A 23,876-nucleotide genomic window follows, 5' to 3' on the forward strand; every position below is an offset into this window, starting at 1 on the left:
ATGCACCTCCTTCCGGTCACAACGGTATCCCTCGAGGAAGGCCAGGAGGCCATCGACCTCCAGCAGCCTCCAGGGGATATCGTCGTCCTCTCCTTCGCGGACAGTGACCTCGGCGCGCTGGCGGCGGCCCACGGACTGAAAGCAGGCGGCCCCTCGCTCCGCCTCGCCTCGCTGCGTCGCCTGCGCCATCCTCTCTCGGTCGATCTCTACATCGAGAAGACGGCATCGAAGGCGCGTTTCGTACTCGTGCGCTGCCTCGGCGGGCTCGACTACTGGCGCTACGGATTGGAGCGGCTGTCCGCCGCGTGCCGCTCTCAGGGCGTGAAGCTTGCCGTGCTGCCGGGCGACGACCGCCCCGATCCACGACTCGCCGCCTACGCCACCGTCTCACCGGCGCTCTGCGACGAGATCGAAGCCTATTTCCAGGCGGGCGGCATCGACAATATGAGCCGCCTGTTGGCGCGCATTGGTGCGGAGATTGGCGAAAGCAATGCAGACGTGGAACTGCCGCGCGCGGCTCCGCGTGCTTTCGCGTGGACTCCCCCATTCCATCCCTGCGACCTCATCCTGAGGAGCCGCATCAGCGGCGTCTCGAAGGATGAGGTCGCAGGTGCTTTTCCCTCCCCCTTGTGGGGAGGGATTAAGGGCGGGGGTGTCAGCGCTGAGCTGGACCAGTGTAGCGCTCACACCCCCATCTCCAACTCCTCCCCACAAGGGGGAGGAGAGTCTGCCGGCAGCATCGTCGAACCCGAGGCCGCTCTCGCCCGCATCTCCCGCGAACGCCCCCTCGCCTATGTTCTCGTCTACCGCTCCGCCATTCTAGCCGGGGATACAAAGGCTATCGAGGATCTGTCGGCAGCGCTCCGCGAGCACGGCGTCGGAACTCTCGTCCTCGCCGTGTCGAGCCTGAAGGCCCCGGAAGCGGTGGCGAACGTTCGACGTGCGATCCAACTCCGCCGTCCCGACATCATCGTCACGACCACTGCCTTCTCGGCGCGAGATGATGAAAGCTTTGTTCTCGACGAAGCCGATTGCCCGATCTTGCAGGCGATCCCGGTCGGCAGCGCGAAAGACGCCTGGGAGGCCTCGCCGCGCGGCCTCTCCGCCGCCGACCTCGCCATGCAGGTTGCTCTTCCTGAGTTCGACGGCCGCATCGCGGCTGGTCCCATCTCGTTCAAAGCCGAGGAGCCCGCCCATCCCGCGCTCGCCTTCTCGCGCCGGGTGCAGGCTCCTGATGCTGCCGGGATTGATGCCGTTGCCAGCATGGCGGCCGCATGGGTGCGCCTCGCCCGCACGCCACGCGACGAACGGCGCTTGGCGCTTGTTCTCTCCGATTACCCGGCACGCGGCGGCCGCGCCGGCTTCGCGGTCGGTCTCGACACACCGGCGAGCGCCTGCGCGATCCTCGATCTGCTGCGCAGCGCCGGCTACGCGGCCGAACGGGAATTCACCGCTGACGCGTTGATGCCACGTCTTACGGAAGGCGAGGAAATCTTTGAGGTTCCTGTTGCCACTTACAGCGCATGGCTCGACACGCTCCCGAGCGAGCAGCGTGATGCCATCGACGAGCGCTGGGGCAACACCCATGACGATCCTGCATTCCGTGGCGACGCCTTCCGCTTCCGCGCCATCCGTGCCGGCAACGTGCTTGTCGCCCTGCAGCCCGATCGCGGACACGGTCTCGACCGCAAGGGCTTCTACCACGATCCCGAATGTCCCCCGAGCCACGGCTATCTCGCCTTCTACTGCGGCTTGAGAGCTCTGGAACAGATTCACGCTCTCGTGCATCTCGGCACTCACGGCACCACCGAGTGGCTGCCCGGCAAGGCAGTGGCGCTCTCAGGTCAGTGCTGGCCGCGTCTGGCCATCGGCGCGGTGCCGGTGATCTATCCCTTCATTGTCGACGATCCCGGTGAGGCGGCTCCCGCCAAGCGCCGCATCGGCGCCGTGACCCTCGGGCATTTGACTCCGCAAACCGCCGAAGCGGGATTGCATGGCGAGGCTGCGGCCCTGCGCGAATTGGTAGAAGAATTCTCCTCCGCCCAGGTGCTTCATCCAGGACGCGCCGATCTGTTGGCGAGAGAGATCCTGGAGCGCGCGCAAGCAAGCGGACTCGCGGCGGCCTGCGGCGTGGATGCCGGCATGCCGATGGACGAGGCCCTCACCCGCCTCGATGCTCATCTCTGCGATCTCGGCGAGGTGACGGCCCGCGACGGTCTGCACGTTTTCGGCAGTGCGCCCGATGGTTTCGAGGCCTGCGCCGCCGGTGAGCGCAAGGGATTGCTGAAGGCTCTCGCCGGCCGTTTCGCGATCCCCGGCCCGTCCGGCTCGCCCTCGCGCGGGCAGACGGACGTGCTGCCCACCGGCCGCAACCTCGCGACCCTCGATCCGCGCGCGATCCCGACCCGTGCCGCCACTGAACTTGGGCAACGCGCGGCCGCGGAGGTGGTGCGCCGCCATCTGCAGGAGCAAGGGGACTGGCCGCGTCGCATCGTGATGGATCTCTGGGCCTCACCGACGCTGCGCTCCGGCGGCGAGGACATCGCTCATGCGCTCGCGCTGATGGGTGCGCGTCCGACCTGGGACCATGCCTCGACACGTGTCACGGGCTTCGAGATCGTGCCGCAGCCGCTCCTCGACAGGCCTCGCGCCGACGTGACGATCCGCGTGTCCGGAGCCTTCCGCGACACGTTCCCGGACCAGATCGCCCTCCTCGATCGGGCAGCCCGCGCGATCGCCGCGCTCAACGAGGACGACGAGTGGAACGAGCTCGCCGCCGCGCGTCGGCGTGGCGAGGCGCTGTCGCGCGTGTTCGGCTCTGCGCCCGGCACCTATGGTGCAGGGGTGTCGACGCAGGCGCTCGACGGTGAATGGTCAACCAAGAACGATCTCGGCCGCACCTACCTCGCCGGCACATCTCACGCCTTCGGAAGTGGCGGCGAGGCGCGCACCGATGCGAGCTTCCCGCAGCGCGTTGAGCAGGCGGAAGCCTTCGTCCATGTGAGCGATGTGGCCGAGCGCGATATCCTCGACGGCGACTCCGCCGCCGACGCCATCGGAGGCTTCGCGGCGGCCGCGCAGGCCCTGGGCACGACGCCTGCCGTCTACAGTCTCGACACGAGCCGCCCGCAGGCACCCAAAGCGCGGACCCTCGTGGAAGACATTGACCGCCTCGTGCGCGGCCGCCTGACGAACCCGCGCTGGATCGCCGGCCAGCTGCGCCACGGCTGGCGCGGTGCGGCGGAGATCACGCAGGGAGTCGATGCGCTTTATGCCTTCGCGGCGACTACGGATGCGGTACCCTCCGCCTCTCTCGATCTTGTCTTCACGGCCTTGATCGCCGACGAAGCCACTTGGCAGCAGATCGCCAGCGCCAACCCGGCCGCCGCGCAGGCCATTCGGGACCGCTTGGCCGATGCGCGCCGGAGGGGCTTGTGGGAGAGCCGCCTCAATTCCGTTGCAGCCCTCATCGAGGATGCCCGGAAGGAGGCCGCCGAATGAGCGCTCAGGCCGACATCCTGCGCCGAGGCTGGTGCCCGGGCGTGCGCCGCCCGATGGCCACCGGCGACGGTCTGCTCGTGCGCCTGCATCCGTTCGGCGGAAGGTTATCGGCGGATCAGGCGCGCCGCGTCGCGCAGGCGGCACGCGAGCACGGCAATGGCCACCTCGACATCACCGCCCGCGGCAACCTGCAGATCCGCGGCGTGCGCGAGGATACCTACCCCGCCCTGCTCGCGCGCCTTGATCGCGAAGGTATGGTCGAGCCCGCGGGTGGTGGTCCGAACCGCCTCACGGTGCTGTCGCCCATCGCCGGTCTCGATCCGCTCGATCAATGCGATACGCTCGCCTTGGCACAGCACATCGAGAATGCAGCGGCTGCCATCGAGGATCTGCCGGCCAAGTTCTTCATCACCATCGACGGCGGCGGCGCGATGCCCCTCGATGATCTCGGGGCCGATCTTCATCTGGTGGCGACGGGCAAGGACACAATCGCTTTTGGTTTGTCCTCCTCCAACAGCCTGCACTGGATCGGAACGTCAGCTATCGCCCGTACGCCGGATGCCGTTCACAAAATCCTCTCGGGCTTCTCGGATCTGAGGCGCAAGGGCGTGAGCGAGGCGCGGCGGCTGCGTGCTCTTGAGCACGATCTCGTGCGAGAACTCGCAGCACACGCAAACCTCCTTCCGGTCGCAATGCCAGCCCAGCGGCCGGCGGCTCCACGGGCCGGTGTCATATCGCACGAACCCAGACGGGCCGTTCTCCTCGCCCTGCCGTTCGGCCGCTGCAGCGCGGAGCAGTTGATTCAAATGGCCGACTGGAGCGAACGCTTCGGCAGCGGTCACCTTCGCCTGTCCTTCACACGCGGCCTGCTGCTACCGAAGATCGCGGACGAGCATGTGCCTGCCCTAATCGATGAAGCCGGCCGCGCCGGCTTCATCACCGAGGCGGATGACGTGCGCCTATCCCTGATCGCCTGCCCCGGCCGGCCGGATTGCGGCAGCGCGCTGACATCTGCTCCCGCCGACGCCCTGCACATTGCGCAATCGTGCGGTGATCTGCTTCGCCAGGGGTTAACGCTCCACGTTTCGGGCTGCCCGAAAGGCTGCGCCCATCCTGGCAAGGCCGATCTCACGTTGGTCGGCCGTGACGATGGCGGCTACGACGTCGTGGCGGGCGGCTCCACCCACGACGCCTCATTTCTTCATCTATCCATTGACGAGATCATGTCCCGTTTATCGACTTCCAACACCCAGGACGACCTGCGCCGCACCTTTGCGGAGAAGCCGCAATGAGCGCCTCCCGTGACTACATCCGCGAAGGCGCGGAGATCTACCGCCGCTCCTTCGCGATCATCCGCGCGGAGGCGGACCTGTCGCGCTTCTCAGGCACCGCCGAGCGCGTCGCCGTGCGCATGATCCATGCCTGCGGCATGACGGACCTGCCTGGCGATATCGGTCTCTCGCCCGACTTCACTGACGCTGCCGAATCCGCCCTCAAACGCGGCGCGCCGATCCTGTGCGATGCCAAGATGGTGGCAAACGGAATCACCCGCGCACGGCTGCCGGCGAACAACGAGGTGATCTGCACCCTGGACGATCCGCGCGTGCCGGCGCTCGCGGCGGAACTCGGCAACACCCGCTCGGCCGCCGCCATGGAGCTGTGGCGCGAGCGGCTGGAAGGCGCCCTCGTGGTATTCGGCAATGCGCCCACTGCGCTCTTTCATCTGCTCGAAATGCTCGATGCCGGTGCGCAGAAGCCTGCTGCCGTGATCGGCATTCCGGTCGGGTTCATCGGGGCAGCGGAGTCGAAAGAAGCTTTGGCCCACGACGGGCGTCTGCCGTACCTTGTGGTCCATGGACGGCGCGGCGGCAGCGCCATGGCGGCCGCCGCTGTCAATGCCCTCGCGAATCCGGTGGAGTGAGGCGGCTATGGCGAACGACACCATCCGCTTCTTCGGCTTAGGGTTAGGCCCCGGCAATCCCGATTACATGACCGTGCGCGCCCGCAGGGTTCTGGAAACGGCTGACCGCCTGGCCCATTTCTGCAAGCGCGGACGGCGCGGCAACGGACGCACCATCGCGGATGCGGTCGTCGGCGCAGACCCTGGGCGGGAGATCCCCCTCGTCTATCCCGTCACCACCGAAATCCCCGCCGACCACCCGGATTACGCCGCCGCCCTCAATCCGTTCTATGAGGAAGCAGCCGCGCAGTTGCTCGTCGAGATCGAGGCCGGTCGCACGGTCGCGGTTCTCTGCGAGGGCGATCCCTTCTTCTACGGCTCCTTCATGCATCTCTGGTGGCGCCTCAAGGACAAGGTGCCGACGGAAGTCGTGCCCGCCGTCTCCGGCATGTCGGGCGCCTGGACTCGCGCCGGTGCGCCGATCACCTGGGGCGACGACGTGCTCACCGTGGTGCCCGGCACATTGCCGGAAGCGGAACTGACCCGGCGCCTCTCGGGCACCGATGCCGCCGTGGTGATGAAGCTCGGACGCAACCTGCTTAAAGTTCGGGCGGCACTCGCCACCGCAGGCCTCCTGGAGCGTGCGATCTATGTGGAGCGCGCCACCATGGCGCAGGAGAAGATCATCCCGCTGCCCGATCTGCCCGAGGATTTCGACGCTCCCTATTTCTCGCTCGTCATCGTTCCGGGCCAAGGGAGACGCGTATGACGGGACTGCTCACTGTTGTCGGTCTGGGTCCGGGCGATCCGCGTTATCTGACGCCGGCTGCCTCGGAGGCGCTCGCTTCCGCCACCGACCTCGTCGGCTATGGGCCTTATGTGGATCGCGTGCCGGAGCGGCCCGGCCAGCGCCGATACGCATCGGATAACCGCGTCGAGCTTGATCGGGCATGCTTCGCGCTCGATCTCGCAGCAAAGGGTGCCCGCGTGGCTGTGGTGTCCGGCGGCGATCCCGGCGTGTTCGCCATGGCGGCGGCCGTGTTCGAGGCCGTCGATAAGGGCGATCCGGCGTGGCGCAGCCTCGACATTCGCGTGGAGCCCGGCATCACGGCGATGCTCGCGGCGGCCGCCCGCGTGGGTGCGCCGCTCGGCGGCGACTTCTGTGCCATGTCGCTGTCTGACAACTTGAAACCGTGGGAGGTGGTCGAGGCGCGGCTTCGCGCGGCGCTCGGCGCAGATTTCGTGGTGGCGCTCTACAACCCGATCTCCTCGGCCCGGCCCTGGCAGCTCGGCGCCGCGTTCAAGATCGTGGCCGAGACGCGCGAACCAGACACGCCCATCATCCTCGCACGGGCCGTCATGCGACAGGATGAGCGGATCAGGATCGTGCTGCTGTCCGAAGTGGAGGCGTCCATGGCCGACATGTCCACAATCGTGATCATCGGCGCCAGCACCACCAGGCTCATCGAGCGTTCCGGAGGCGAGACGCCTTATGTCTACACGCCGCGCTTTTACGGAGTGCGACCGTGACGGCGCTCGAGCCACTCGATCGCCGCTTCGGCACTCGCAACCTCCTCGACTCCGCGAGGCTTCCCCGGTCGCGCCACGACGATGACGGGCAGCCCCAACACGCGCGCCGCCGCGATCTTCGGATAGGTGGCAGCCCCACCGGAGTTCTTCGTCACCACAACCTCAACGCGCTCGCGCTCCATCAGCGCCTGCTCGGCCGCCTCGCTGAAGGGCGCGCGGTCCTGGATCGCGATGACGTTCGGCACCGGCAGCGCATCCCCGATAGGCTCGATGGTACGCACGAGATAGGTGTGCTGCGGTGCCGCCGCGAAGGGCGGGAGTTCGAGGCGTCCGACGGTCAGAAAGACCCGGCGAGGCTCATCGCCCAACGCCCGCGCAGCCTCCTCCATCGAGCTGACTTCGATCCATCGGTCACCTTCCTGTGCGCTCCAGGGCGGACGGCGCAGGGCGAGCAGCGAAACACCAGCCGCCGTGCAGGCCTCGGCGGCATTGCGCGACATGATGGCGGCGAAGGGATGGGTCGCGTCGATCACCGCCTCGATCCGCTCCTGCGTCAGAAAGCGGGCAAGTCCGTCCACGCCGCCGAAGCCGCCGATGCGGGTCGGGATCGGCAGGGGTCGCGGGTCGCTGGTGCGCCCGGCCATGGACAGAAGCGGGCTGAACTCGGATCGGCCGGCCAGAAGCCCGGCGAGTGCGGAGGCTTCCGTCGTGCCACCCAGAATGAGAATGCGCATGCGCCCCTTTTCCCTGAATTCTGAGACGGAGTCGAGCATGACGAAGGCTCCCTGGCTCACCATCATCGGCATCGGCGAGGATGGCCGCGCGGGGCTCTCCCCTGCAGCCTCGGCAGCGCTCGACCGGGCGGAGTTCATCATCGGCGGCGCGCGCCACCTTGGGCTTGCTGCACCCTTGTCTGCGCAGACGCAATTCTGGCCTTCCCCCTTTGCCGACGGCTACCCGATGGTGCTCGCCCGCCGAGGCCAGCCGACCTGCGTCTTGGCGACGGGCGACCCGTTTCATTACGGCATCGGGGCAGAACTTGCTCGTCTTGTTCCGGCTGACGAGATCGTCTGCCATCCGCAGCCCTCCGCCTTCAGCCTCGCGGCAGCACGCCTGGGCTGGTCGCTGCCGGATTGCGACTGCGTGAGCCTGCACGGGCGCGCGCTGGAGCGGATCATTCCCTCCCTGCAACCGGGCAATCGTATTCTCACCCTGTCGTGGGACGGTTCGACGCCGGGTAAGCTCGCGGATTTGCTGAAGGCGCGCGGCATGGGCGCATCGACGATCACGGTGCTGGAGGCCATGGGAGGCACGCGCGAACGCATCCGCCGTGCTATCGCAAACACGTTCGATATCGTCGATATCGACCCGCTCAACACCGTCGCAATCGAGACTCTGGCATCGCGGGATGCCCGTGTCGTTCCCCTCACGCCCGGTCTTCCCGATCCCTGGTTCGAGAATGACGGTCAGCTCACCAAGGCGGAGATCCGCGCACTGACGCTGGCAGCGCTTGCGCCGAAGGCCGGCGAGCTGTTGTGGGATATCGGCCTGGGCGCGGGTTCGGTGGGCACCGAATGGTGCCTGCGCCATCCGCGCAACCGCTGCATCGGGATCGAGGAGCGGGCCGAACGGGCCGAGCGGGCGCGGCGCAATGCACAGGAACTCGGCGCGACGGCGCTCGACATCCGCATCGGGCAGGCGCCTGAGGCCCTGGCAGATCTGCCGGCGCCGGATGCGGTCTTCATCGGCGGCGGCGCATCGGAGCCCGGCGTGTTCGACACTGCTTGGACGGCGCTCAAGCCCGGCGGGCGTCTCGTGGTCAATGCCGTGACGCTGGAGACCGAGACCCTGCTCGGCACGCTCTACGCCCGGCATGGCGGCACCATGCGGCGCCTGGCGCTCTCGCGTCTGGAGGCTGTCGGCGCCATGCATGGCTGGCGGGCGGCGATGCCTGTGACGCAATGGATGGTGGTGAAGCCATGATCGTGGCCGGCATTGGATTCAGGCGCAGTGTCGAAGCCGACGAGATCGTGGCCCTCGTGGAGCAGGCGCTGGAGCGTGCGTCGCTCGCACGCAATGCGCTGAGCAAACTTGCCACCATCGAGGTGCTCTCTACCCTGCCCGCTTTCACGGAAGCCGCCCGTCGGCTCGATGCGGTAGCGACGCCCGTTGCTCAAGCGGCTCTTTCGGCAGCAGAGCCGCATGTGCGCACGCAATCGGCCCGCTCCATCGCGGCGCACGGGGTTGGATCGGTGGCCGAAGCAGCAGCGCTCGCCGCCGCAGGGCCGCAGCCGCACCTCATCCTGGAGCGCATTGCATCAGGCTCCGCCACCTGCGCCCTCGCGCGCGCGAAGAATGCTCCATGACCGTCCATTTCATCGGAGCAGGCCCGGGCGCCCCCGATCTCATCACGGTGCGCGGGCGCGCGCTCATTGAACGCTGCCCGGTCTGCCTTTATGCCGGCTCCATCGTGCCGCCGGAGATCCTGTCCTGGTGCCCGCCCGGCGCGCGGCTCGTGGACACGGCGCCTCTCGATCTTGACGCCATCACGGCCGAATACGTGCGGGCGCACGAGAAGGCTGAGGACGTGGCGCGGCTCCATTCCGGCGATCTCTCGATCTGGAGTGCCATGGGCGAGCAGCTGCGGCGGCTCGATGCGCTTGGCATTCCTTACACGATCACGCCGGGCGTTCCCGCCTTCGCGGCGGCCGCAGCAGCCCTTGGGCGCGAGCTGACCGTGCCGGAGATCGGACAATCGGTGGTGCTCACGCGAACATCGGGCCGGGCCTCCGCCATGCCGGAGACGGAGCGGCTTTCCACCTTCGCGCAGACCAGGGCGACGCTCGCCATTCACCTGTCGATCCACGTGATCGAGCAGGTGGTCGAGGACCTTGTGCCGGCTTACGGCGCCGATTGTCCGGCGGCCGTTGTCTGGCGCGCCTCCTGGCCGGATGAGCGGGTGATCAAGGCAACGCTCGGCACGATCGCCGCACTGGTGCGCGCCGAGAAGCTGGAACGCACGGCGCTGATCCTGGTGGGGCGCACGCTGGAGGCAAAGGATTTTCGCGAGAGCGCGCTCTACTCGACCGATTATGACCGGCGCTTCCGCCCCAGCACCCGCGAGGACGGCCAATGATAACCGGATCGTCAGGCCACGGGATGGAACGGCACGCGGCCCACGAGTTCGCCGTTGCGATCGAACACGATGATTTCAAGGGCGATGGCTGTTCCCCGCAGGGCTTTGGCGGCTGTCTGCCACGCATGCTGCGCCACCACGTCGGCCAGCGGCAGGCCGAGCCCTCTGGCCGTCTCCAGCACCTCAAGCGCCGTGTTGGCGCCACGCGCCTGCTCCGCGATGGCGGGCTCGGCACCGGCTTCGCGCAGGCGCTCGGACAGCCACGCGAGGTCGACCGCGCCGGAGCGCGAGTGCAGGTCGAGCAGGCCCTGACCGAGCTTGGTCATCTTGGCGAAGCCGCCCGCGATGGTGACCCTCTGTACCGGATTGCGGCGCAGGTATTTCAGCATGCCGCCGGCGAAATCGCCCATGTCGATGAGCGCATGATCCGGCAGGTTGTAGAGCGCCTGCACGGCCTTCTCGGAGGTGGAGCCCGTGGCGCCGGCCACATGGTCGAGGCCGCCAGCGCGGGCAACATCGATGCCGCGATAGATGCTGTGGATCCAGGCTGCGCAGGAATAGGGCACCACTACGCCCGTGGTGCCGAGGATGGACAACCCGCCCAGGATGCCGAGGCGCGGGTTCAGGGTTTTCTGGGCGATGGCCTCGCCGCCGGGAATGGAGATTTCCACCTCGATATCCGTCGGACCTCCGATGCTGCGCGCCGCCTCCTCCAGGTTGTCGCGGATCATCTGGCGCGGCACCGGGTTGATCGCGGGCTCGCCGGGCGGCAGGGGCAGCCCGGCGCGGGTGACGGTGCCGACACCCTCCCCGGCCCGGAACGTCACGCCGGAGCCCGGCACGCCCGCCCGAATGGTTGCGATCACCAGAGCGCCATGGGTCACGTCCGGGTCGTCGCCCGCATCCTTGACGATGCCAGCCCGCATGCCGCCTTCGACGATGTCCGTGAGGGCCAGGGAGAACGCGGGTCGCGCGCCGCCCGGCAGCACGATCTCGACAGGATCGGGACATTCGCCTGTCTGCCATCCCAGATAGGCCGCCTTGGCCGCCGCCGTGGCGCAGGCGCCCGTGGTCCAGCCACGGCGCAATGGTCCGGCGGGTTTGCTCTCGTCCATAAGCCCTCTTACAACGTCCCCATGAATTCCAACAGCCATCTCGGGACGGCTCGTCACGACGGGAACCCCGCATGACCGCCCTGTCCCGCCTCACGCCGCCCTTCGCGCCCGGCACGGTCTGGCTCGTGGGCGCAGGCCCGGGCGATCCCGGCCTGCTCACGATCCACGCCCTGAACGCCCTCGCGAAGGCGGATGCGATCGTCTACGACGCCCTCGTCGATCCGGCCGTCCTGTCGTTCGCCCGGGAAGGTGCGGCCCTGGAATTCGCCGGCAAGCGCGGCGGCAAGCCTTCGGCGGTGCAGCGGGACATCTGCGAGCGGCTGATCCAGCTCGCCCGCGAGGGCAAGCGTGTGCTGCGGCTCAAAGGCGGCGACCCGTTCATCTTCGGACGCGGCGGCGAGGAAGCCCTGGCCCTCTCCGAGGCCGGCATTCCCTTCCGCATCATTCCGGGCGTGTCGAGCGGGCTGGCCTCGCTGGCCATCCACGGCGTGCCGGCGACCATGCGCAAGACGAACCACGCGGTGATCCTCGCCACCGGCCACCCTGCCCCGGATGCCGAGATCGAATGGGCGTCGCTGGCCCGCACGGGCGCGCCCATTGTGCTCTACATGGCGGTGTCGAACCTTCCTTCCATCGTGCAGGGCCTCATGGAAGGCGGACTTGCAGGCGACACCCCGGCGCTCGTGGTCCATGGGGCAACGACCGCCAAGGAGAGCCTCGTGGAGGGAACGCTCGCAACCCTGCCGAAGCTTGCCGAGGACGGGCTCATCCGCTCGCCCGCCATCGTGGCCATCGGAGCCATTGCGGCCTTCCGCTCGGCCATCGCCAATCACCTGCTCGAATTCGGCAGCGAGGCGGCCCAGTGAGCCTCCGCCCGGGCCTGCTGATCGCCGCACCCCGTTCGGGTTCGGGCAAGACCACCATCGTGCTCGGGCTCCAGCGGGCACTCGCGCGAAAAGGCCTCAACGTGCGCGGCGTGAAATGCGGTCCCGATTATATCGACCCGGCATTCCACGCGGCAGCCACCGGCGCTCCAAGCTTCAATCTCGACAGCTTCGCCATGAGCCGGCCGCTGCTTGGATCCATCGCGTCCCAGGCTGCCGGCAACGCCGACCTCGTGATCGCCGAAGGCTCGATGGGCCTCTTCGACGGCATCCGCCAGGAGACCGGTCGAACCGGCGCGAGCGCCGACATCGCGGCCCTGTTCGGCTGGCCGGTGATCCTCGTTCTCGACGTGTCGGGGCACGCGCAATCAGCCGCCGCCGTCGCGCTCGGCTGCGCCCGCTTCGACCCACGGATCGAGGTGGCCGGAGTGGTGCTGAACAAGGTCGCGAGCGAACGGCACCGCAGGCTGGTGGAGGATGGCATGGCCCGCATCGGCCTGCCGGTTCTCGGCGCCCTCATGCGCAACGCGGACCTGGCCCTGCCGGAGCGCCATCTCGGTCTCGTCCAGGCTGGCGAGACGGAGGAACTCGACGCGCGGCTCGAGCGCCTGGCGGATGCGGTGGAAGGCGCCGTCGACGTCGACCGGCTCGCAGCCCTCGCCCGGCCGACACAGCTCGACAGCCCGGACGACGTGATGCCCCTGCCCCCGCCGGGGCAGCGCATCGCGCTGGCCTCCGATCAGGCCTTCTCCTTCGTCTATCCGCATGTGCTCGCCGGCTGGCGCAAGGCTGGAGCGGAGATCGTGACCTTCTCGCCTCTCGCTGACGAGCCTCCGCCGTCCGACTGCGACGTCTGTTGGCTGCCCGGTGGCTATCCGGAGCTTCACGCGGGGCGCATTGCCAACGCAGGTCGTTTTCTCGGCACCCTGCAGAGCTTTGCAGAGAGCCGGCCGGTTCATGGGGAGTGCGGCGGCTACATGGTCTTAGGGGAGTCGCTCAAAGACGGCGAAGGCTGCACACATCGGATGGCGGGTCTCCTGCCCGTCGAAACAAGCTATGCCAAGCGCAGGATGCATCTCGGCTATCGGGTTGCAGCCCTGCTCCACGATGGCGTGCTGGGCCGCGCCGGCGAACGTCTCGTCGGCCATGAGTTCCACTATGCTTCCGTTACGCAGAGCGATACGGACGCAGAGGCCGCTTTCGCCAGGACCACGGATGCCGAGGGGAACGATCTGGGTATCGCGGGCCACAGACAAGGTCATGTGACCGGCAGCTTCTTCCACGTGATCGCACGCAGGTGATTGGTCTCCACGCTCAGACCTTTCCGTGAACCACCCGGAGGCAAAGGAGTTGAACAGGACCAGACAAGGAGACCATCATGAGCCTGAAGCTGATTCTGCCCCTTGCTGCCCTGCTTGCCCTGTCCGCCTGCGGCGACGATGGGCCGGATGAGACGGGAAGCACGGGCACCGACAACCAGCCTGCCCAAACGACTCCTGCCAATCCCACGGCTCCCAGCCGCCCAGCTGGACCGCCTGCGCAGTAAGCCGACTGCTCTCTCCGTAACCTGAAGCATTCCCGAGGCGGCGGCAGCGAGCGTGCGCCTTGGGGCTTATCTCATGTTAATGCGCCTGCTCGGGCTCTGCGGTCTCCTGATGCCTGTCATGTCCGGAACGGGGACGGCATCATGCCGCGGGCGGGAGCCAAAGGGACAAACCGTCATCCTTTTGCCGCAGCCTTCCTTCCTGATCTGGTCAAAGCGTGGAAAAGCGCGAGCTGACTTTCGAGCTTGGCAGCCTCATCGGGACATCGCACGGCGCTCCTGCTGGCATTCAAGCTTCCTCCGCTCGCATTGAAATGGTGGAGGCGCCCATGAAAGAGGCATTCCATATCGGACAGCTTGTCCGGATCAGCAGACCGGCCTCGGGCTATGCCGATCACCGCACCTACTGCATCCTTTGCCTCGTGTCGAAGGCAGACGGATACGCCGTTTACCGGGTCAAGAACACGGTCGGCGCTGAGCGCCTCGTCAGAGCCGATGAGATCGAGCCGGCCGCTCTCACGGCCGTACCATAGAAGAACCGCCTGAACTCCTGATCGGACGATGCAGCCGTCGGAAACAATGTCCGGCGGCGTATTAGCCCATGGTAGCGGGTGATGGCACCTTGCCCTCCCTGGGTGGGCACGACAGAATACTTCCCCAACGACGCCTTAAACGGGCAGCCGGCAAAAAGACCGGCAGGTGCATGCGCCGGTACGGCCATGCATCAAGAGGGAACGTAGCCATACCGCGCCAGAAGACGCGCGGGTGCCAGGGAGGTTGACGTCTTTGACGACGGCAGCAGATGCGCGCGCGGATACATTTCCAAAACTGCTCGTGCGCAACGCGCGCACGCGCCCGAACCGCACGGCGTTTCGGCACAAGGACCTGGGGATCTGGCAATCCTGGACATGGGGCGAGGTGCACGAGATCGTGCGTGCCTATGCCAGCGGGTTGCAGTCGCTCGGACTGAAGCGTGGCGGCAAGATCGCCATCGTCGGCTACAACCGGCCCTATCTCTACTGGAGCATCGCTGCGGCCCAATGGATCGGCGCGATTCCGATCCCGGTTTACGCGGACTCCGTCGCCGACGAGATGGCCTATGTGCTGGCCCATGCGGAGGTGACGCACGCGGCCGTGCAGGACCAGGAGCAGGTCGACAAGCTCCTCGCCGTGTCCGAGCAACTGCCCCAGCTTCAGCATGTGCTCTACGACGAGCAGAAGGGCCTGAGGGATTACGATCACAGCCGCCTGCACTCCATCGAATCCGTCGTGGAGGAAGGTCGCGCCCGGCTTGCCGATGCTCAGGAGGCTGAGGCCATCGAGCGCGCGCTCCAGGACGGCAAGGGCGCGGACCTCGCGATCATTCTCTACACCTCCGGCACCACAGGGCGCCCCAAGGGCGTAATGCTCACCTCGGATGCGGTGATCGCAGCAGCCGAGATCGGCTGCGATTTCGACAAGCTCGACGAGAGCGACGAGATCATGGCCTATCTGCCGATCGCCTGGGTGGGCGACCACATCTTCTCCTATGCGCAGGCCTTTCTCGCCGGTTTGTGCGTCAACTGTCCTGAGAGCCCGGAGACGGTGGCGGATGACCGCCGTGAGATCGGCGCCACTTACGTCTTCGCGCCGCCGCGCATTTTCGAGAGCATGCTGACGCTCACCATGGTGCGCATCGAGGATGCGAGCGCGCTCAAGCGGCGCATGTTCCGCTTCTTCATCGACCACGCCAACAAGGTCGGCGAGAGGATCCTGAACCGGGAGCCGGGCGTCGGCGCATGGGACCGCCTTCTCTGGCAAGTCGGCAACGTGCTCGTCTACGCGCCGCTGCGCAACCGCTTCGGCATGACGCGGGTGAAGGTGGGCTACACGGCGGGCGAGGCCATCGGCCCCGAGATCTTCCGCTTCTATCGCTCCATCGGGGTGAACCTGAAGCAGCTCTACGGGCAGACGGAAGCCAGCGTCTACATCACCATGCAGCCCGATGGCGAGATCCGCGCCGACACGGTCGGCCGCCCTGCCCCGCAGGTCGAAATCCGCATCGCCGACAATGGCGAGGTGCTCTACCGCTCGCCCGGCGTCTTCGTCGGCTACTACAAGGATGACGAGAAAACCGCCGAGACGAAGACGGCAGACGGCTTCGTGCATTCGGGCGATGCCGGCTTCTTCGACCAGAACGGCCATCTCAAGATCATCGACCGCGCCAAGGATGTGGGCAAGATGCAGGACGGGGCGCTCTTCCCGCCGAAATACGTCGAGAACAAGCTGAAGTTCTATCCCAACATCAAGGAAGCGGTCTGCTTCGGCGACGGGCGCGACTATGTGGCGGCCTTCATCAACATCGACCTCGTGGCGGTGAGCAACTGGGCGGAGCGGAATGGCGTCACTTACGCCTCCTATCAGGAGCTCGCCGGCCATCCTCGCGTATACGACATGATTGAGAAGCATGTGGACGAGGTGAACCGTTCGCTCGCCACCGAGCCCCGCATGGGCGGCGCGCAGATCAAGCGCTTCCTGATCCTGCACAAGGAACTCGATGCCGACGATGGCGAGCTCACGCGCACGCAGAAGGTGCGCCGCGGCTTCATCGCCGACCGGTACGCTCCCCTCATCCAGGCGCTCTACGACGGCTCCACCGAGGCCGACATCTCGACGGAGGTCACTTTCGAGGACGGACGCAAGGGCGTGATCTCCGCACGGGTCAAGATCAAGGACATGACGCTTTATCCGGCCGAGAACGGGCATGTACTGGAGGCCGCGGAATGAGAGCGCCCGACAATCCGGTCTTCGCCAAGGGCGATGTGCTGCTCGCGGTCGAGAACGTCTCGCTGGGCTTCGGCGGCGTGAAGGCGCTCACCGACGTGTCCTTCGACATCCGCAAGAGCGAGATCCGCGCCATCATCGGCCCCAACGGCGCCGGCAAGACCTCGATGCTCAACTGCATCAACGGCTTCTACTACCCGACCGAAGGGCGCATCACCTTCAAGGGCGTGAAGCGCCCGAAGATGCGCCCTCATGAGGCGGCACGCGGCGGCATCGCCCGCACCTTCCAGAATGTGGCTCTCTTCAAGAGCATGTCGACGCTCGACAACATCATGGCCGGTCGTTCCATCAAGATGCGGTCGAATTTCTTCTGGCAGCTCTTCCGCCACGGCCCGGCCATGACGGAAGAGGTCGCGCATCGCCGGTTTGTGGAAGAGATCATCGACTTCCTTGAAATCCAGCACATTCGGAAAACCCCTGTCGGAAAGCTGCCATACGGTTTGCAGAAGCGGGTCGAGCTCGGGCGGGCGCTCGCCATGGAGCCCGAATTGCTCCTCCTCGACGAACCCATGGCCGGCATGAACCTCGAGGAGAAGGAGGACATGTCGCGCTTCATTCTCGAGGTGAACCAGCAATACGGCACCACCATCGCGCTCATCGAGCACGACATGGGCGTCGTGATGGACCTCTCCGACCGGGTCGTCGTGCTGGAATACGGGCGCAAGATCGCCGACGGCACGCCGCAGGAGGTCAAGGGCGACCAGCGCGTGATCGATGCCTATCTCGGCGTGGCGCATTGAGGACGGGCGATGGACATGCTTTATAAGGTTTTCATCGAGCCCTTCGTGTTCATGGGCGAGGCCCCGGACCTCCTGATCCAGACCCTGTGGGAGGGGCTCGTCTCCGGCGTGCTCTATGCGCTGATCGCGCTCGGCTTCGTGCTCATCTTCAAGGCCTCAGGCGTCTTCAACTTCGCGCAAGGCATCATGGTCGTGTTTGCGGCCCTGACCCTGGTGGGGCTCTACGAGAAGGGCGTGCCGGCCTTCCTGGCGCTCATCCTCGCGGTGCTCGTTATGCTCGTTCTCGCCATCGTGGTGGAGCGGGTGGTGCTGCGGCCACTCGTCAACCAGCCCGACATCATCCTGTTCATGGCGACCTTCGGGCTCACCTATTTCCTCATCGGATTCGGCGAACTCATCTTCGGCGGCAATCCGAAGGAAATGATTACCGACGCGCTGTTCCTGCCCCAGGGCACGACGGAGCTGGATATGCTGGGCGGCATGGTGCGCTTCCAGCACCTCGACATCGCAGCGGCCGTCATCGCGTCGATCATGATCGGCCTGCTGGCGGTGTTCTTCTCCAAAACCCGCATCGGCCGAGCATTGCGCGCGGTAGCGGACAGCCACAAGGCTGCCCTCTCGGTCGGGATCTCGCTCAACCAGATCTGGGTGATCGTGTGGTTTGCCGCCGGCATCGTGGCGCTGGTGGCAGGCATCATGTGGGGGGCACGCTCAGGCGTGTCCTTCTCGCTCCAGATCATCGCGTTGAAAGCGCTGCCCGTTCTCATCCTCGGCGGCTTCACGTCCATTCCCGGCGCCATCATCGGTGGCCTCATCATCGGCGTGGGCGAAAAGATCGGTGAGTTCTATTGGGGGCCGCTCGTAGGCGGCGGCGTCGAGACGTGGCTTGCCTATGTGATCGCCCTGCTCTTCCTGCTCTACAGGCCGCAGGGTCTGTTCGGCGAAAAGATCATCGAACGGATTTAAGAGGGATTGTTCAGTGCTCTACCGTGAGGCCGGCCAGTTCAAGACCAACTATGTGGCGGACAGCGCGATCTTCCCCCTGCGCCAGGACCGGATCGGAATCGGCCTCATCATCATTGCCGCCTATGCCCTGGCCTTCCTCGGCAACAGCTTCCTGCTGCAGGCGGTGATGATCCCGTTCCTGGTGTTCTCGCTGGCGTCCATCGGGCTCAACATTCTCACGGGCTATACGGGCCTGCTGTCGCTGGGCACCGGCGCCTTCATGGGCGTGGGCGCCTATGCCTGCTACAAGCTGATGACGGCCTTTCCGGGGGTGAACGTCATCGTCTGGATCTTCGTCTCCGGCTTTTTCTCGGCTGCCATCGGCGCGCTGTTCGGGCTGCCGTCGCTTCGCATCAAGGGCTTCTATCTGGCAGTTGCGACGCTTGCCGCGCAATTCTTCCTGCAATGGTGCTTCATCCGCATTCCGTGGCTGGTGAACTACAACGTCTCGGGCGCCCTCGATGCGCCGTTGCGCACCCTGTTCGGCACGCCGATCATGGGTCCGAACGCCACGCCGCAGACGCGCTACCTGGTGGTGCTCACCATCGTGATCCTGCTCACCTGGCTCGCCTCGAACCTCGTCCATGGCCGCATCGGGCGCATGTGGATCGCGATCCGCGACATGGATCTGGCGGCCGAGCTCATGGGCATCAGGCCTCTGCAGACGAAGCTCCTGGCCTTTGCGGTGTCCTCTTACTACTGCGGCGTTGCCGGCGCGCTCCTCGTGTTCCTCTGGTACGGCGGCGCGGAATATGACGTGTTCAACATCAACCAGTCCTTCTTCATCCTGTTCATGGTGATCATCGGAGGGCTTGGCAGCCTCATCGGCTCGTTCTTCGGCGCGGCGCTCATCTTCATCCTGCCGATCGTGCTCGGCATCGTGCTGCCCGCAATGCTTTCACCCTTCGGCATCTCGGTGGGTGCCGACGTCATCGAGCACCTGCGCTTCATGATTGTGGGCGCGCTCATCATCTTTTTCCTGATCGTCGAACCGCACGGCCTCGCGCGGCTCTGGCAGATTGGCAAGCAGAAGCTCCTGGTCTGGCCGTTCCCCTACTGACGGCGGACCGAAAGGAGACAAGACGGAACAACAATTCGGCCGTCTGGCCGATACAACGGGAGGAAACGCAACCATGTCGTTTCGTAAACTAGGTCTTGGATTAGCCGCCGCGACGATGCTCGCAGGCATGGCCCTGCCTGCTTTCGCGCAGGACTCGGTCTATGTTCCCCTCTTCACCTACCGCACCGGCCCCTTCGCCGGATCCGGCACCCACATCGCCGACGGCATGCACGATTACCTGCGAATGCTGAACGAGCGCGACGGCGGCATTGGCGGCGTCAAGCTTGCTCTCGAGGAATGCGAGACCGGCTACGACACCAAGAAGGGTGTCGAATGCTATGAATCCGTGAAGGGCAAGAACCCGGTTATCGTGAACCCGTGGTCGACGGGCATCACCCTGCCGCTCATCCCGCGCGCCTCCGTGGACAAGATCCCGATCCTGTCCATGGCCTACGGTCTCTCGGCGTCCGCCCGCGGCGACATCTTCCCCTGGGTGTTCAACCCGCCGGCCACCTACTGGGATGGCCTGTCGATGATCGTCAAATACATCGGCGAGAAGGAAGGCGGACTGGAGAAGCTGAAGGGCAAGAAGATCGGCTTCCTGCATCTCGACGCGGCCTTCGGCAAGGAGCCGATCCCGCTGCTCCAGGAAATGGCGAAGGATATCGGCTTCGAAGTCGCGCTTTACCCTGTTGCCGCACAGGACATGCAGAACCAGTCCTCGCAATGGCTCAGCGCCCGCCGTGATCGGCCCGATTACATGATCATGTGGGGCTGGGGCTCCATGAACGGCGCGGCCGTGAAGGAAGCGGTCCGTTCGGGCTATCCGATGGACAAGTTCTACTCGGTCTGGTGGCCGGGTGAGGACGACGCCCGTGCGGGCGGCGCCGGCGCCAAGGGCTTCAAGATGCTCAACTGGCATGCGGTGGGAACGAACTTCCCGGCCATCCAGGACATCCAGAAGCACGTGGTCGACAAGGGCCTCTCGAAGGCCCAGAAGGACAAGGTCGGCGAGCTTCTCTACAACCGCGGTGTCTACAACTCGCTGCTGATCGCCGAGGGCATTGCCCAGGCCCAGAAGGTCACCGGCAAGAAGGTCGTGACCGGCGAGGATGTGCGCCGCGGCATGGAGAACATCAAGCTCGATCCGGCCCGCCTGAAGGAGCTCGGCCTCGAAGGGTTCACCGACCAGCTCGTGCTGTCCTGCTCGGACCACAACGGCCACCGCGCCGCCTTCATGCAGGAATGGGACGGCACCAAGTGGGTGAAGATCTCCAAGCCCATCGAGCCGATGACCGACCGCGTCAAGGGTCAGCTCGAAGCCGCCGCGAAGGACTATGCCGATAAGAACGCCGGCTGGCCCAAGCGCTCGGAGGCTTGCGACAAGGCGAGCTAAGGCAATCTCGCTGAACCCTCTCCCCACCGCAAGTCGGGTGTTCCCGACTTGCGTTCTTAAGGAGGAGCTCGGCAACAGCCGAGATCCTGGGGAGAGGGTGGCGAACGGAGTGAGCCGGGAGAGGGGAAGTGTTCGTGGAGACGGCCCCTCTCCCACCCTACTTCGCAGGGCACCCTCTCCCGCTTTGGGGAGAGGGAAAAGGAAAGAAGCGCACATGAGCAGCGCCGTTCAGATGCAACCCGTCGAAACCGTCCTCACGGTCAACAACATCGAGGTCGTCTACGACCACGTCATCCTTGTGCTCAAAGGCGTCTCGCTGAATGTGCCGAAAGGCGGCATCGTCGCCCTGCTCGGGGCGAACGGCGCAGGCAAGACGACAACGCTCAAAGCCATCTCCAACCTGCTGCGGGCCGAGCGCGGCGAGGTGACGAAGGGATCCATCGAGTTCAACGGCGAGCGCGTCGACAAGCTCTCCCCGAACGAGCTCGTGCGCCGTGGCTGCATCCAGGTGCTGGAGGGCCGCCACTGCTTCGGCCATCTCACGATCGAGGAGAACCTGCTCACCGGCGCCTTCACGCGCAAGGACGGCAATGCCGCCATTCGCCGTGACATCGAGGCGATCTACGAATACTTCCCACGTCTCAAGCAGCGCCGCACCTCGATGGCAGGCTACACCTCCGGCGGCGAGCAGCAGATGTGCGCCATCGGCCGCGCCATGATGTCGAAACCTTCGATGATCCTGCTGGACGAGCCCTCCATGGGTCTCGCGCCGCAGATCGTGGAGGAGATTTTCGAGATCGTGCGCAAGCTCAATTCGACGGAGGGCGTCTCCTTCCTCCTGGCCGAGCAGAACACCAACATGGCGCTCAAATACGCCACCTACGGCTACATCCTCGAAACCGGACGCGTGGTGATGGACGGGCCGGCGCAGATGCTGCGGGAAAACGAGGACGTGAAGGAATTCTACCTCGGCGTATCGGAGGGCGACCGCAAGTCGTTCCGCGCGGTGAAAAGCTATAAGCGGCGCAAGCGCTGGCTCGCATGATGCTAGCATGTGCCGAACCGCACTTGACGTTACGTCATAGCTTTTCTTAGGGTCCGGTCTTGTGAGCAACGAACAGCTCGCATCATACCTTACTGGGGGCACTCAATGGACTTTTCTCAATCGATCAAAACCTGTCTCAACAAATACGCCACCTTCACGGGACGCGCCCAGCGCTCGGAGTACTGGTACTTCTTCCTGGTCATGGTGCTCGCGAACATCGTCGCCAGCGTTCTGGACTCCGTGATCTTCGGCGACATCCCGGTTCTCTACCTGATCGCCACGCTGGCTCTTCTGGTTCCCAGCATTGCTGCGGGCGTGCGCCGCCTGCACGATACGGACAAGTCGGGCTGGTGGCTGCTGCTCGGCCTTGTTCCGTTCGTCGGGGCTATCGTGCTGATCGTGTTCTTCTGCCAGCGCGGTACTGTTGGGCCGAACCAGTTCGGGCCGGATCCGATGCAGGCGTCGATCGCGAATGCGCAGATGGCTCGCGCCTAACGCCCGGTCTATACCAATCGCCGGTGGGGAGATCATCGGCCAGTTCCGGCGATCTCCCCAAAACAGCATTCCGTTGAACGAGGGACACGCTCTTGGCAGATCACTATGATGCGCTCGAAACCCGTGATCCCGCTGAGCGCGAGACCTCCCTCTTCGCGCGGCTGCCTGAGATCCTGACAGCCGCGATCCGTGCGCCGGCCTATGCCGAGCGGCTGAAGGGGATCGACCCTGCCGCCATTACGAGCCGCGAGGCACTTGCGACCCTGCCTGTGCTGCGCAAGGCCGATTTGCCTGGGCTTCAGACAGCTGCCCTGCCCTTCGGCGGCCTCGTCGCCGATTCACCCGGATTGTTCGGACGCCTCTTCACCTCGCCGGGGCCGATCTTCGAGCCTGAATCCGCCACCTCCGATCCCTGGCGCTCGGCGCGTGGGCTCTTCGCTGCCGGCTTCCGGCGCGGCGACGTGGTGCTCAACACCTTCAGCTATCATCTCACCCCCGGCGGCTTTATCATGGATGCCGGGGCGCGGGCCTTAGGGTGCGCCGTCATCCCGGCCGGCCCCGGCAACACCGAGCAGCAGTTCGAGCTGATCGAGGCGTACCGCCCGGTCGCTTATTGCGGCACGCCGGACTTTCTCAAGATCCTTCTCGACGGCGCTGCGGCCTCGGGGCGGGACGTCTCTTCCATCAGGCGCGCGCTCGTATCGGGCGCGGCCTTTCCAAAATCGCTGCAAGAGGAATTCTCCTCAAAGGGCCTCGAGGCCTATCAGGCCTATGCCACGGCGGATCTCGGCTTCATCGCCCATGAGACCCCTGCGCGCAAAGGGCTCGTGGTGAACGAGGACATCATCGTGGAGATCGTCCGGCCAGGCACAGGCGATCCCGTGCCTGAGGGCGAGGTGGGTGAGATCGTCGTCACTACCCTCGATCCGCATCATCCCTTCATCCGCCTTGCCCTCGGCGACCTGACGGCCGTCACGGCGGGTGCAAGCTCCTGCGGGCGCACCAATAGGCGCATCAAGGGTTGGTTGGGCCGGGCCGATCAGGCCACAAAGGTCAAGGGCATGTTCGTGCGCCCCGAGCAGGTGGCCGAGATCGGCCGCCGGCATCCGGAACTGGGGCGCCTGCGCCTCATCGTGACCCGAGAGGGCGAAACGGACGTAATGACCCTGGCGGCTGAAACGGCCACGCCGAGCGATGAGCTTGCTGCGGCAGTCGGCGCGACGTTGCACAACATCGCCAAGCTGAAAGGTGCAGTGACCCTCCTAGCGCCAGGAGATCTTCCGAACGACGGGAAGGTCATTGCCGATGAACGCAAATACGATTGAACCAGCCTGCTTTCGTGCAGGCAATCTCGCTTTGCGCGAATGCAATGGCAGCCAAGCTTACCTAGCTTGAACCCCTGACTCGCAGTTCATAAGCTCAAGCTAGGCAGTGATTCGCGAAACCGAAAAAGATGTTGAATCACAAAAAGAAAGAGCACCCCGAAGGGTGCTCTAAGGTGTCCGGCCGTAGGGGCAAAAATGACCGGAGATGCCTAATAACGCAGGTGCCAGAAGTTAGTTCCAAAGTTTTTCGAAAAATTTTTGTAGCCGGAGCAGCGCCTCAATGAGGTCACGTTTTCCGGGTCTAGAGCATCGGACGGTTAAACGGACGCATATCCGGCTGCCCTGAGGAAGTTCCAACATTCTCGCGGCTCAAACAAA

22 protein-coding genes are annotated in these 23,876 nt (G+C 65.6%); 20 read left to right on the forward strand and 2 right to left on the reverse strand.

What is annotated here, in order from left to right; all coding sequences use genetic code 11:
- The 5 genes from cobN to cobJ are packed head-to-tail and all read left to right on the forward strand — an operon-like array spanning position 1 to position 6,931.
- On the forward strand, positions 1–3,501 hold the full coding sequence (gene cobN, locus IC232_RS25765) for a cobaltochelatase subunit CobN (protein WP_190847815.1): 3,501 nt from the start codon (positions 1–3) through the stop codon (positions 3,499–3,501).
- Positions 3,498–4,793 (forward strand): precorrin-3B synthase, encoded by a 1,296-nt coding sequence (gene cobG, locus IC232_RS25770; protein ID WP_190847816.1) that lies wholly within the window; start codon positions 3,498–3,500, stop codon positions 4,791–4,793. The genes cobN and cobG overlap by 4 nt, the downstream gene beginning before the upstream one ends.
- Positions 4,790–5,422, forward strand: a complete 633-nt coding sequence (locus IC232_RS25775; RefSeq protein ID WP_190847817.1) for a precorrin-8X methylmutase — start codon at positions 4,790–4,792, stop codon at positions 5,420–5,422. Before cobG ends, IC232_RS25775 begins: the two co-directional genes overlap by 4 nt.
- Before the next feature lie 7 nt (positions 5,423–5,429).
- A complete protein-coding gene (locus IC232_RS25780; protein ID WP_246812407.1) occupies positions 5,430–6,170 on the forward strand; it encodes a precorrin-2 C(20)-methyltransferase in 741 nt (246 codons plus the stop codon).
- The gene (cobJ, locus tag IC232_RS25785) at positions 6,167–6,931 is read left to right on the forward strand and encodes a precorrin-3B C(17)-methyltransferase (protein ID WP_190847819.1); all 765 of its coding nucleotides are present in this window, start codon (positions 6,167–6,169) and stop codon (positions 6,929–6,931) included. The genes IC232_RS25780 and cobJ overlap by 4 nt, the downstream gene beginning before the upstream one ends.
- On the opposite strand, the gene IC232_RS25790 is transcribed toward cobJ, so the two are convergent.
- Entirely contained in the window at positions 6,913–7,704 is a 792-nt protein-coding gene (locus tag IC232_RS25790; protein ID WP_246812408.1) for a cobalt-precorrin-6A reductase, read from the reverse strand. The genes cobJ and IC232_RS25790 overlap by 19 nt on opposite strands.
- On the opposite strand from IC232_RS25790, the gene cbiE reads away from it, so the two are divergent.
- The 3 genes from cbiE to cobM are packed head-to-tail and all read left to right on the forward strand — an operon-like array spanning position 7,703 to position 10,067.
- Entirely contained in the window at positions 7,703–8,914 is a 1,212-nt protein-coding gene (gene cbiE / locus IC232_RS25795; protein WP_190847820.1) for a precorrin-6y C5,15-methyltransferase (decarboxylating) subunit CbiE, read from the forward strand. The two genes, IC232_RS25790 and cbiE, sit on opposite strands and share 2 nt — an antisense overlap.
- Positions 8,911–9,297: a cobalamin biosynthesis protein gene (locus IC232_RS25800; RefSeq protein WP_246812409.1), complete on the forward strand. Its 387-nt coding sequence runs from the start codon at positions 8,911–8,913 to the stop codon at positions 9,295–9,297. The genes cbiE and IC232_RS25800 overlap by 4 nt, the downstream gene beginning before the upstream one ends.
- Positions 9,294–10,067 (forward strand): precorrin-4 C(11)-methyltransferase, encoded by a 774-nt coding sequence (gene cobM / locus IC232_RS25805; protein ID WP_190847822.1) that lies wholly within the window; start codon positions 9,294–9,296, stop codon positions 10,065–10,067. Before IC232_RS25800 ends, cobM begins: the two co-directional genes overlap by 4 nt.
- Before the next feature lie 11 nt (positions 10,068–10,078).
- Here cobM and IC232_RS25810 read toward each other — a convergent pair whose 3' ends face one another.
- Positions 10,079–11,182 (reverse strand): cobalt-precorrin-5B (C(1))-methyltransferase, encoded by a 1,104-nt coding sequence (locus IC232_RS25810; protein ID WP_190847823.1) that lies wholly within the window; start codon positions 11,180–11,182, stop codon positions 10,079–10,081.
- 71 nt (positions 11,183–11,253) lie between these two features.
- On the opposite strand from IC232_RS25810, the gene cobA reads away from it, so the two are divergent.
- The 12 genes from cobA to IC232_RS25870 all read left to right on the forward strand — a co-directional run bounded on the left by cobA (position 11,254) and on the right by IC232_RS25870 (position 23,498).
- Positions 11,254–12,048, forward strand: a complete 795-nt coding sequence (gene cobA / locus IC232_RS25815; RefSeq protein ID WP_190847824.1) for a uroporphyrinogen-III C-methyltransferase — start codon at positions 11,254–11,256, stop codon at positions 12,046–12,048.
- Positions 12,045–13,367, forward strand: coding sequence for a cobyrinate a,c-diamide synthase (locus IC232_RS25820; RefSeq protein ID WP_190847825.1), 1,323 nt, complete (start codon positions 12,045–12,047; stop codon positions 13,365–13,367). Before cobA ends, IC232_RS25820 begins: the two co-directional genes overlap by 4 nt.
- Positions 13,368–13,444: 77 nt before the next feature.
- Positions 13,445–13,612, forward strand: a complete 168-nt coding sequence (locus IC232_RS25825; protein ID WP_190847826.1) for a hypothetical protein — start codon at positions 13,445–13,447, stop codon at positions 13,610–13,612.
- Between the two features lie 326 nt (positions 13,613–13,938).
- Positions 13,939–14,142 carry a hypothetical protein gene (locus IC232_RS25830; protein WP_190847827.1) on the forward strand — a complete coding sequence of 68 codons (204 nt, stop codon included), beginning with the start codon at positions 13,939–13,941 and terminating at the stop codon, positions 14,140–14,142.
- Positions 14,143–14,395: 253 nt separating this feature from the next.
- Positions 14,396–16,375 (forward strand): AMP-dependent synthetase/ligase, encoded by a 1,980-nt coding sequence (locus IC232_RS25835; protein ID WP_246812410.1) that lies wholly within the window; start codon positions 14,396–14,398, stop codon positions 16,373–16,375.
- Entirely contained in the window at positions 16,372–17,172 is an 801-nt protein-coding gene (locus IC232_RS25840; protein WP_190847829.1) for an ABC transporter ATP-binding protein, read from the forward strand. Before IC232_RS25835 ends, IC232_RS25840 begins: the two co-directional genes overlap by 4 nt.
- A gap of 9 nt (positions 17,173–17,181) precedes the next feature.
- Positions 17,182–18,138 carry a branched-chain amino acid ABC transporter permease gene (locus IC232_RS25845; protein WP_190847830.1) on the forward strand — a complete coding sequence of 319 codons (957 nt, stop codon included), beginning with the start codon at positions 17,182–17,184 and terminating at the stop codon, positions 18,136–18,138.
- A 13-nt stretch (positions 18,139–18,151) separates the two neighbouring features.
- Positions 18,152–19,237 carry a branched-chain amino acid ABC transporter permease gene (locus IC232_RS25850; protein WP_190847831.1) on the forward strand — a complete coding sequence of 362 codons (1,086 nt, stop codon included), beginning with the start codon at positions 18,152–18,154 and terminating at the stop codon, positions 19,235–19,237.
- A 73-nt stretch (positions 19,238–19,310) separates the two neighbouring features.
- Positions 19,311–20,633, forward strand: coding sequence for an ABC transporter substrate-binding protein (locus IC232_RS25855; RefSeq protein ID WP_190847832.1), 1,323 nt, complete (start codon positions 19,311–19,313; stop codon positions 20,631–20,633).
- Positions 20,634–20,847: 214 nt separating this feature from the next.
- Positions 20,848–21,678 carry an ABC transporter ATP-binding protein gene (locus tag IC232_RS25860; protein ID WP_190847833.1) on the forward strand — a complete coding sequence of 277 codons (831 nt, stop codon included), beginning with the start codon at positions 20,848–20,850 and terminating at the stop codon, positions 21,676–21,678.
- Between the two features lie 105 nt (positions 21,679–21,783).
- Positions 21,784–22,173 (forward strand): DUF805 domain-containing protein, encoded by a 390-nt coding sequence (locus tag IC232_RS25865; RefSeq protein WP_190847834.1) that lies wholly within the window; start codon positions 21,784–21,786, stop codon positions 22,171–22,173.
- A 92-nt stretch (positions 22,174–22,265) separates the two neighbouring features.
- On the forward strand, positions 22,266–23,498 hold the full coding sequence (locus IC232_RS25870; RefSeq protein WP_190847835.1) for a phenylacetate--CoA ligase family protein: 1,233 nt from the start codon (positions 22,266–22,268) through the stop codon (positions 23,496–23,498).
- The last annotated feature ends 378 nt before the right edge of the window (positions 23,499–23,876 follow it).

Origin of the sequence: Microvirga sp. (assembly GCF_014699075.1) — a bacterium.
In the GTDB taxonomy this organism is placed as follows: Bacteria; Pseudomonadota; Alphaproteobacteria; order Rhizobiales; family Beijerinckiaceae; genus Microvirga.

What these genes read in the sequence shown, in the direction of transcription:
- IC232_RS25845 (WP_190847830.1), top strand. Translation starts at nt 17,182, where the DNA reads ATGGACATGCTTTATAAGGTTTTCATCGAGCCCTTCGTGTTCATGGGC.
- cobJ (WP_190847819.1), top strand. Translation starts at nt 6,167, where the DNA reads ATGACGGGACTGCTCACTGTTGTCGGTCTGGGTCCGGGCGATCCGCGT.
- cobM (WP_190847822.1), top strand. Translation starts at nt 9,294, where the DNA reads ATGACCGTCCATTTCATCGGAGCAGGCCCGGGCGCCCCCGATCTCATC.
- cobG (WP_190847816.1), top strand. Translation starts at nt 3,498, where the DNA reads ATGAGCGCTCAGGCCGACATCCTGCGCCGAGGCTGGTGCCCGGGCGTG.
- cobN (WP_190847815.1), top strand. Translation starts at nt 1, where the DNA reads ATGCACCTCCTTCCGGTCACAACGGTATCCCTCGAGGAAGGCCAGGAG.
- IC232_RS25810 (WP_190847823.1), bottom strand. Translation starts at nt 11,182, where the DNA reads ATGGACGAGAGCAAACCCGCCGGACCATTGCGCCGTGGCTGGACCACG.
- IC232_RS25855 (WP_190847832.1), top strand. Translation starts at nt 19,311, where the DNA reads ATGTCGTTTCGTAAACTAGGTCTTGGATTAGCCGCCGCGACGATGCTC.
- IC232_RS25775 (WP_190847817.1), top strand. Translation starts at nt 4,790, where the DNA reads ATGAGCGCCTCCCGTGACTACATCCGCGAAGGCGCGGAGATCTACCGC.
- IC232_RS25840 (WP_190847829.1), top strand. Translation starts at nt 16,372, where the DNA reads ATGAGAGCGCCCGACAATCCGGTCTTCGCCAAGGGCGATGTGCTGCTC.
- IC232_RS25830 (WP_190847827.1), top strand. Translation starts at nt 13,939, where the DNA reads ATGAAAGAGGCATTCCATATCGGACAGCTTGTCCGGATCAGCAGACCG.
- IC232_RS25825 (WP_190847826.1), top strand. Translation starts at nt 13,445, where the DNA reads ATGAGCCTGAAGCTGATTCTGCCCCTTGCTGCCCTGCTTGCCCTGTCC.
- IC232_RS25865 (WP_190847834.1), top strand. Translation starts at nt 21,784, where the DNA reads ATGGACTTTTCTCAATCGATCAAAACCTGTCTCAACAAATACGCCACC.
- IC232_RS25780 (WP_246812407.1), top strand. Translation starts at nt 5,430, where the DNA reads ATGGCGAACGACACCATCCGCTTCTTCGGCTTAGGGTTAGGCCCCGGC.
- cobA (WP_190847824.1), top strand. Translation starts at nt 11,254, where the DNA reads ATGACCGCCCTGTCCCGCCTCACGCCGCCCTTCGCGCCCGGCACGGTC.
- IC232_RS25800 (WP_246812409.1), top strand. Translation starts at nt 8,911, where the DNA reads ATGATCGTGGCCGGCATTGGATTCAGGCGCAGTGTCGAAGCCGACGAG.
- IC232_RS25790 (WP_246812408.1), bottom strand. Translation starts at nt 7,704, where the DNA reads ATGCTCGACTCCGTCTCAGAATTCAGGGAAAAGGGGCGCATGCGCATT.
- cbiE (WP_190847820.1), top strand. Translation starts at nt 7,703, where the DNA reads ATGACGAAGGCTCCCTGGCTCACCATCATCGGCATCGGCGAGGATGGC.
- IC232_RS25860 (WP_190847833.1), top strand. Translation starts at nt 20,848, where the DNA reads ATGAGCAGCGCCGTTCAGATGCAACCCGTCGAAACCGTCCTCACGGTC.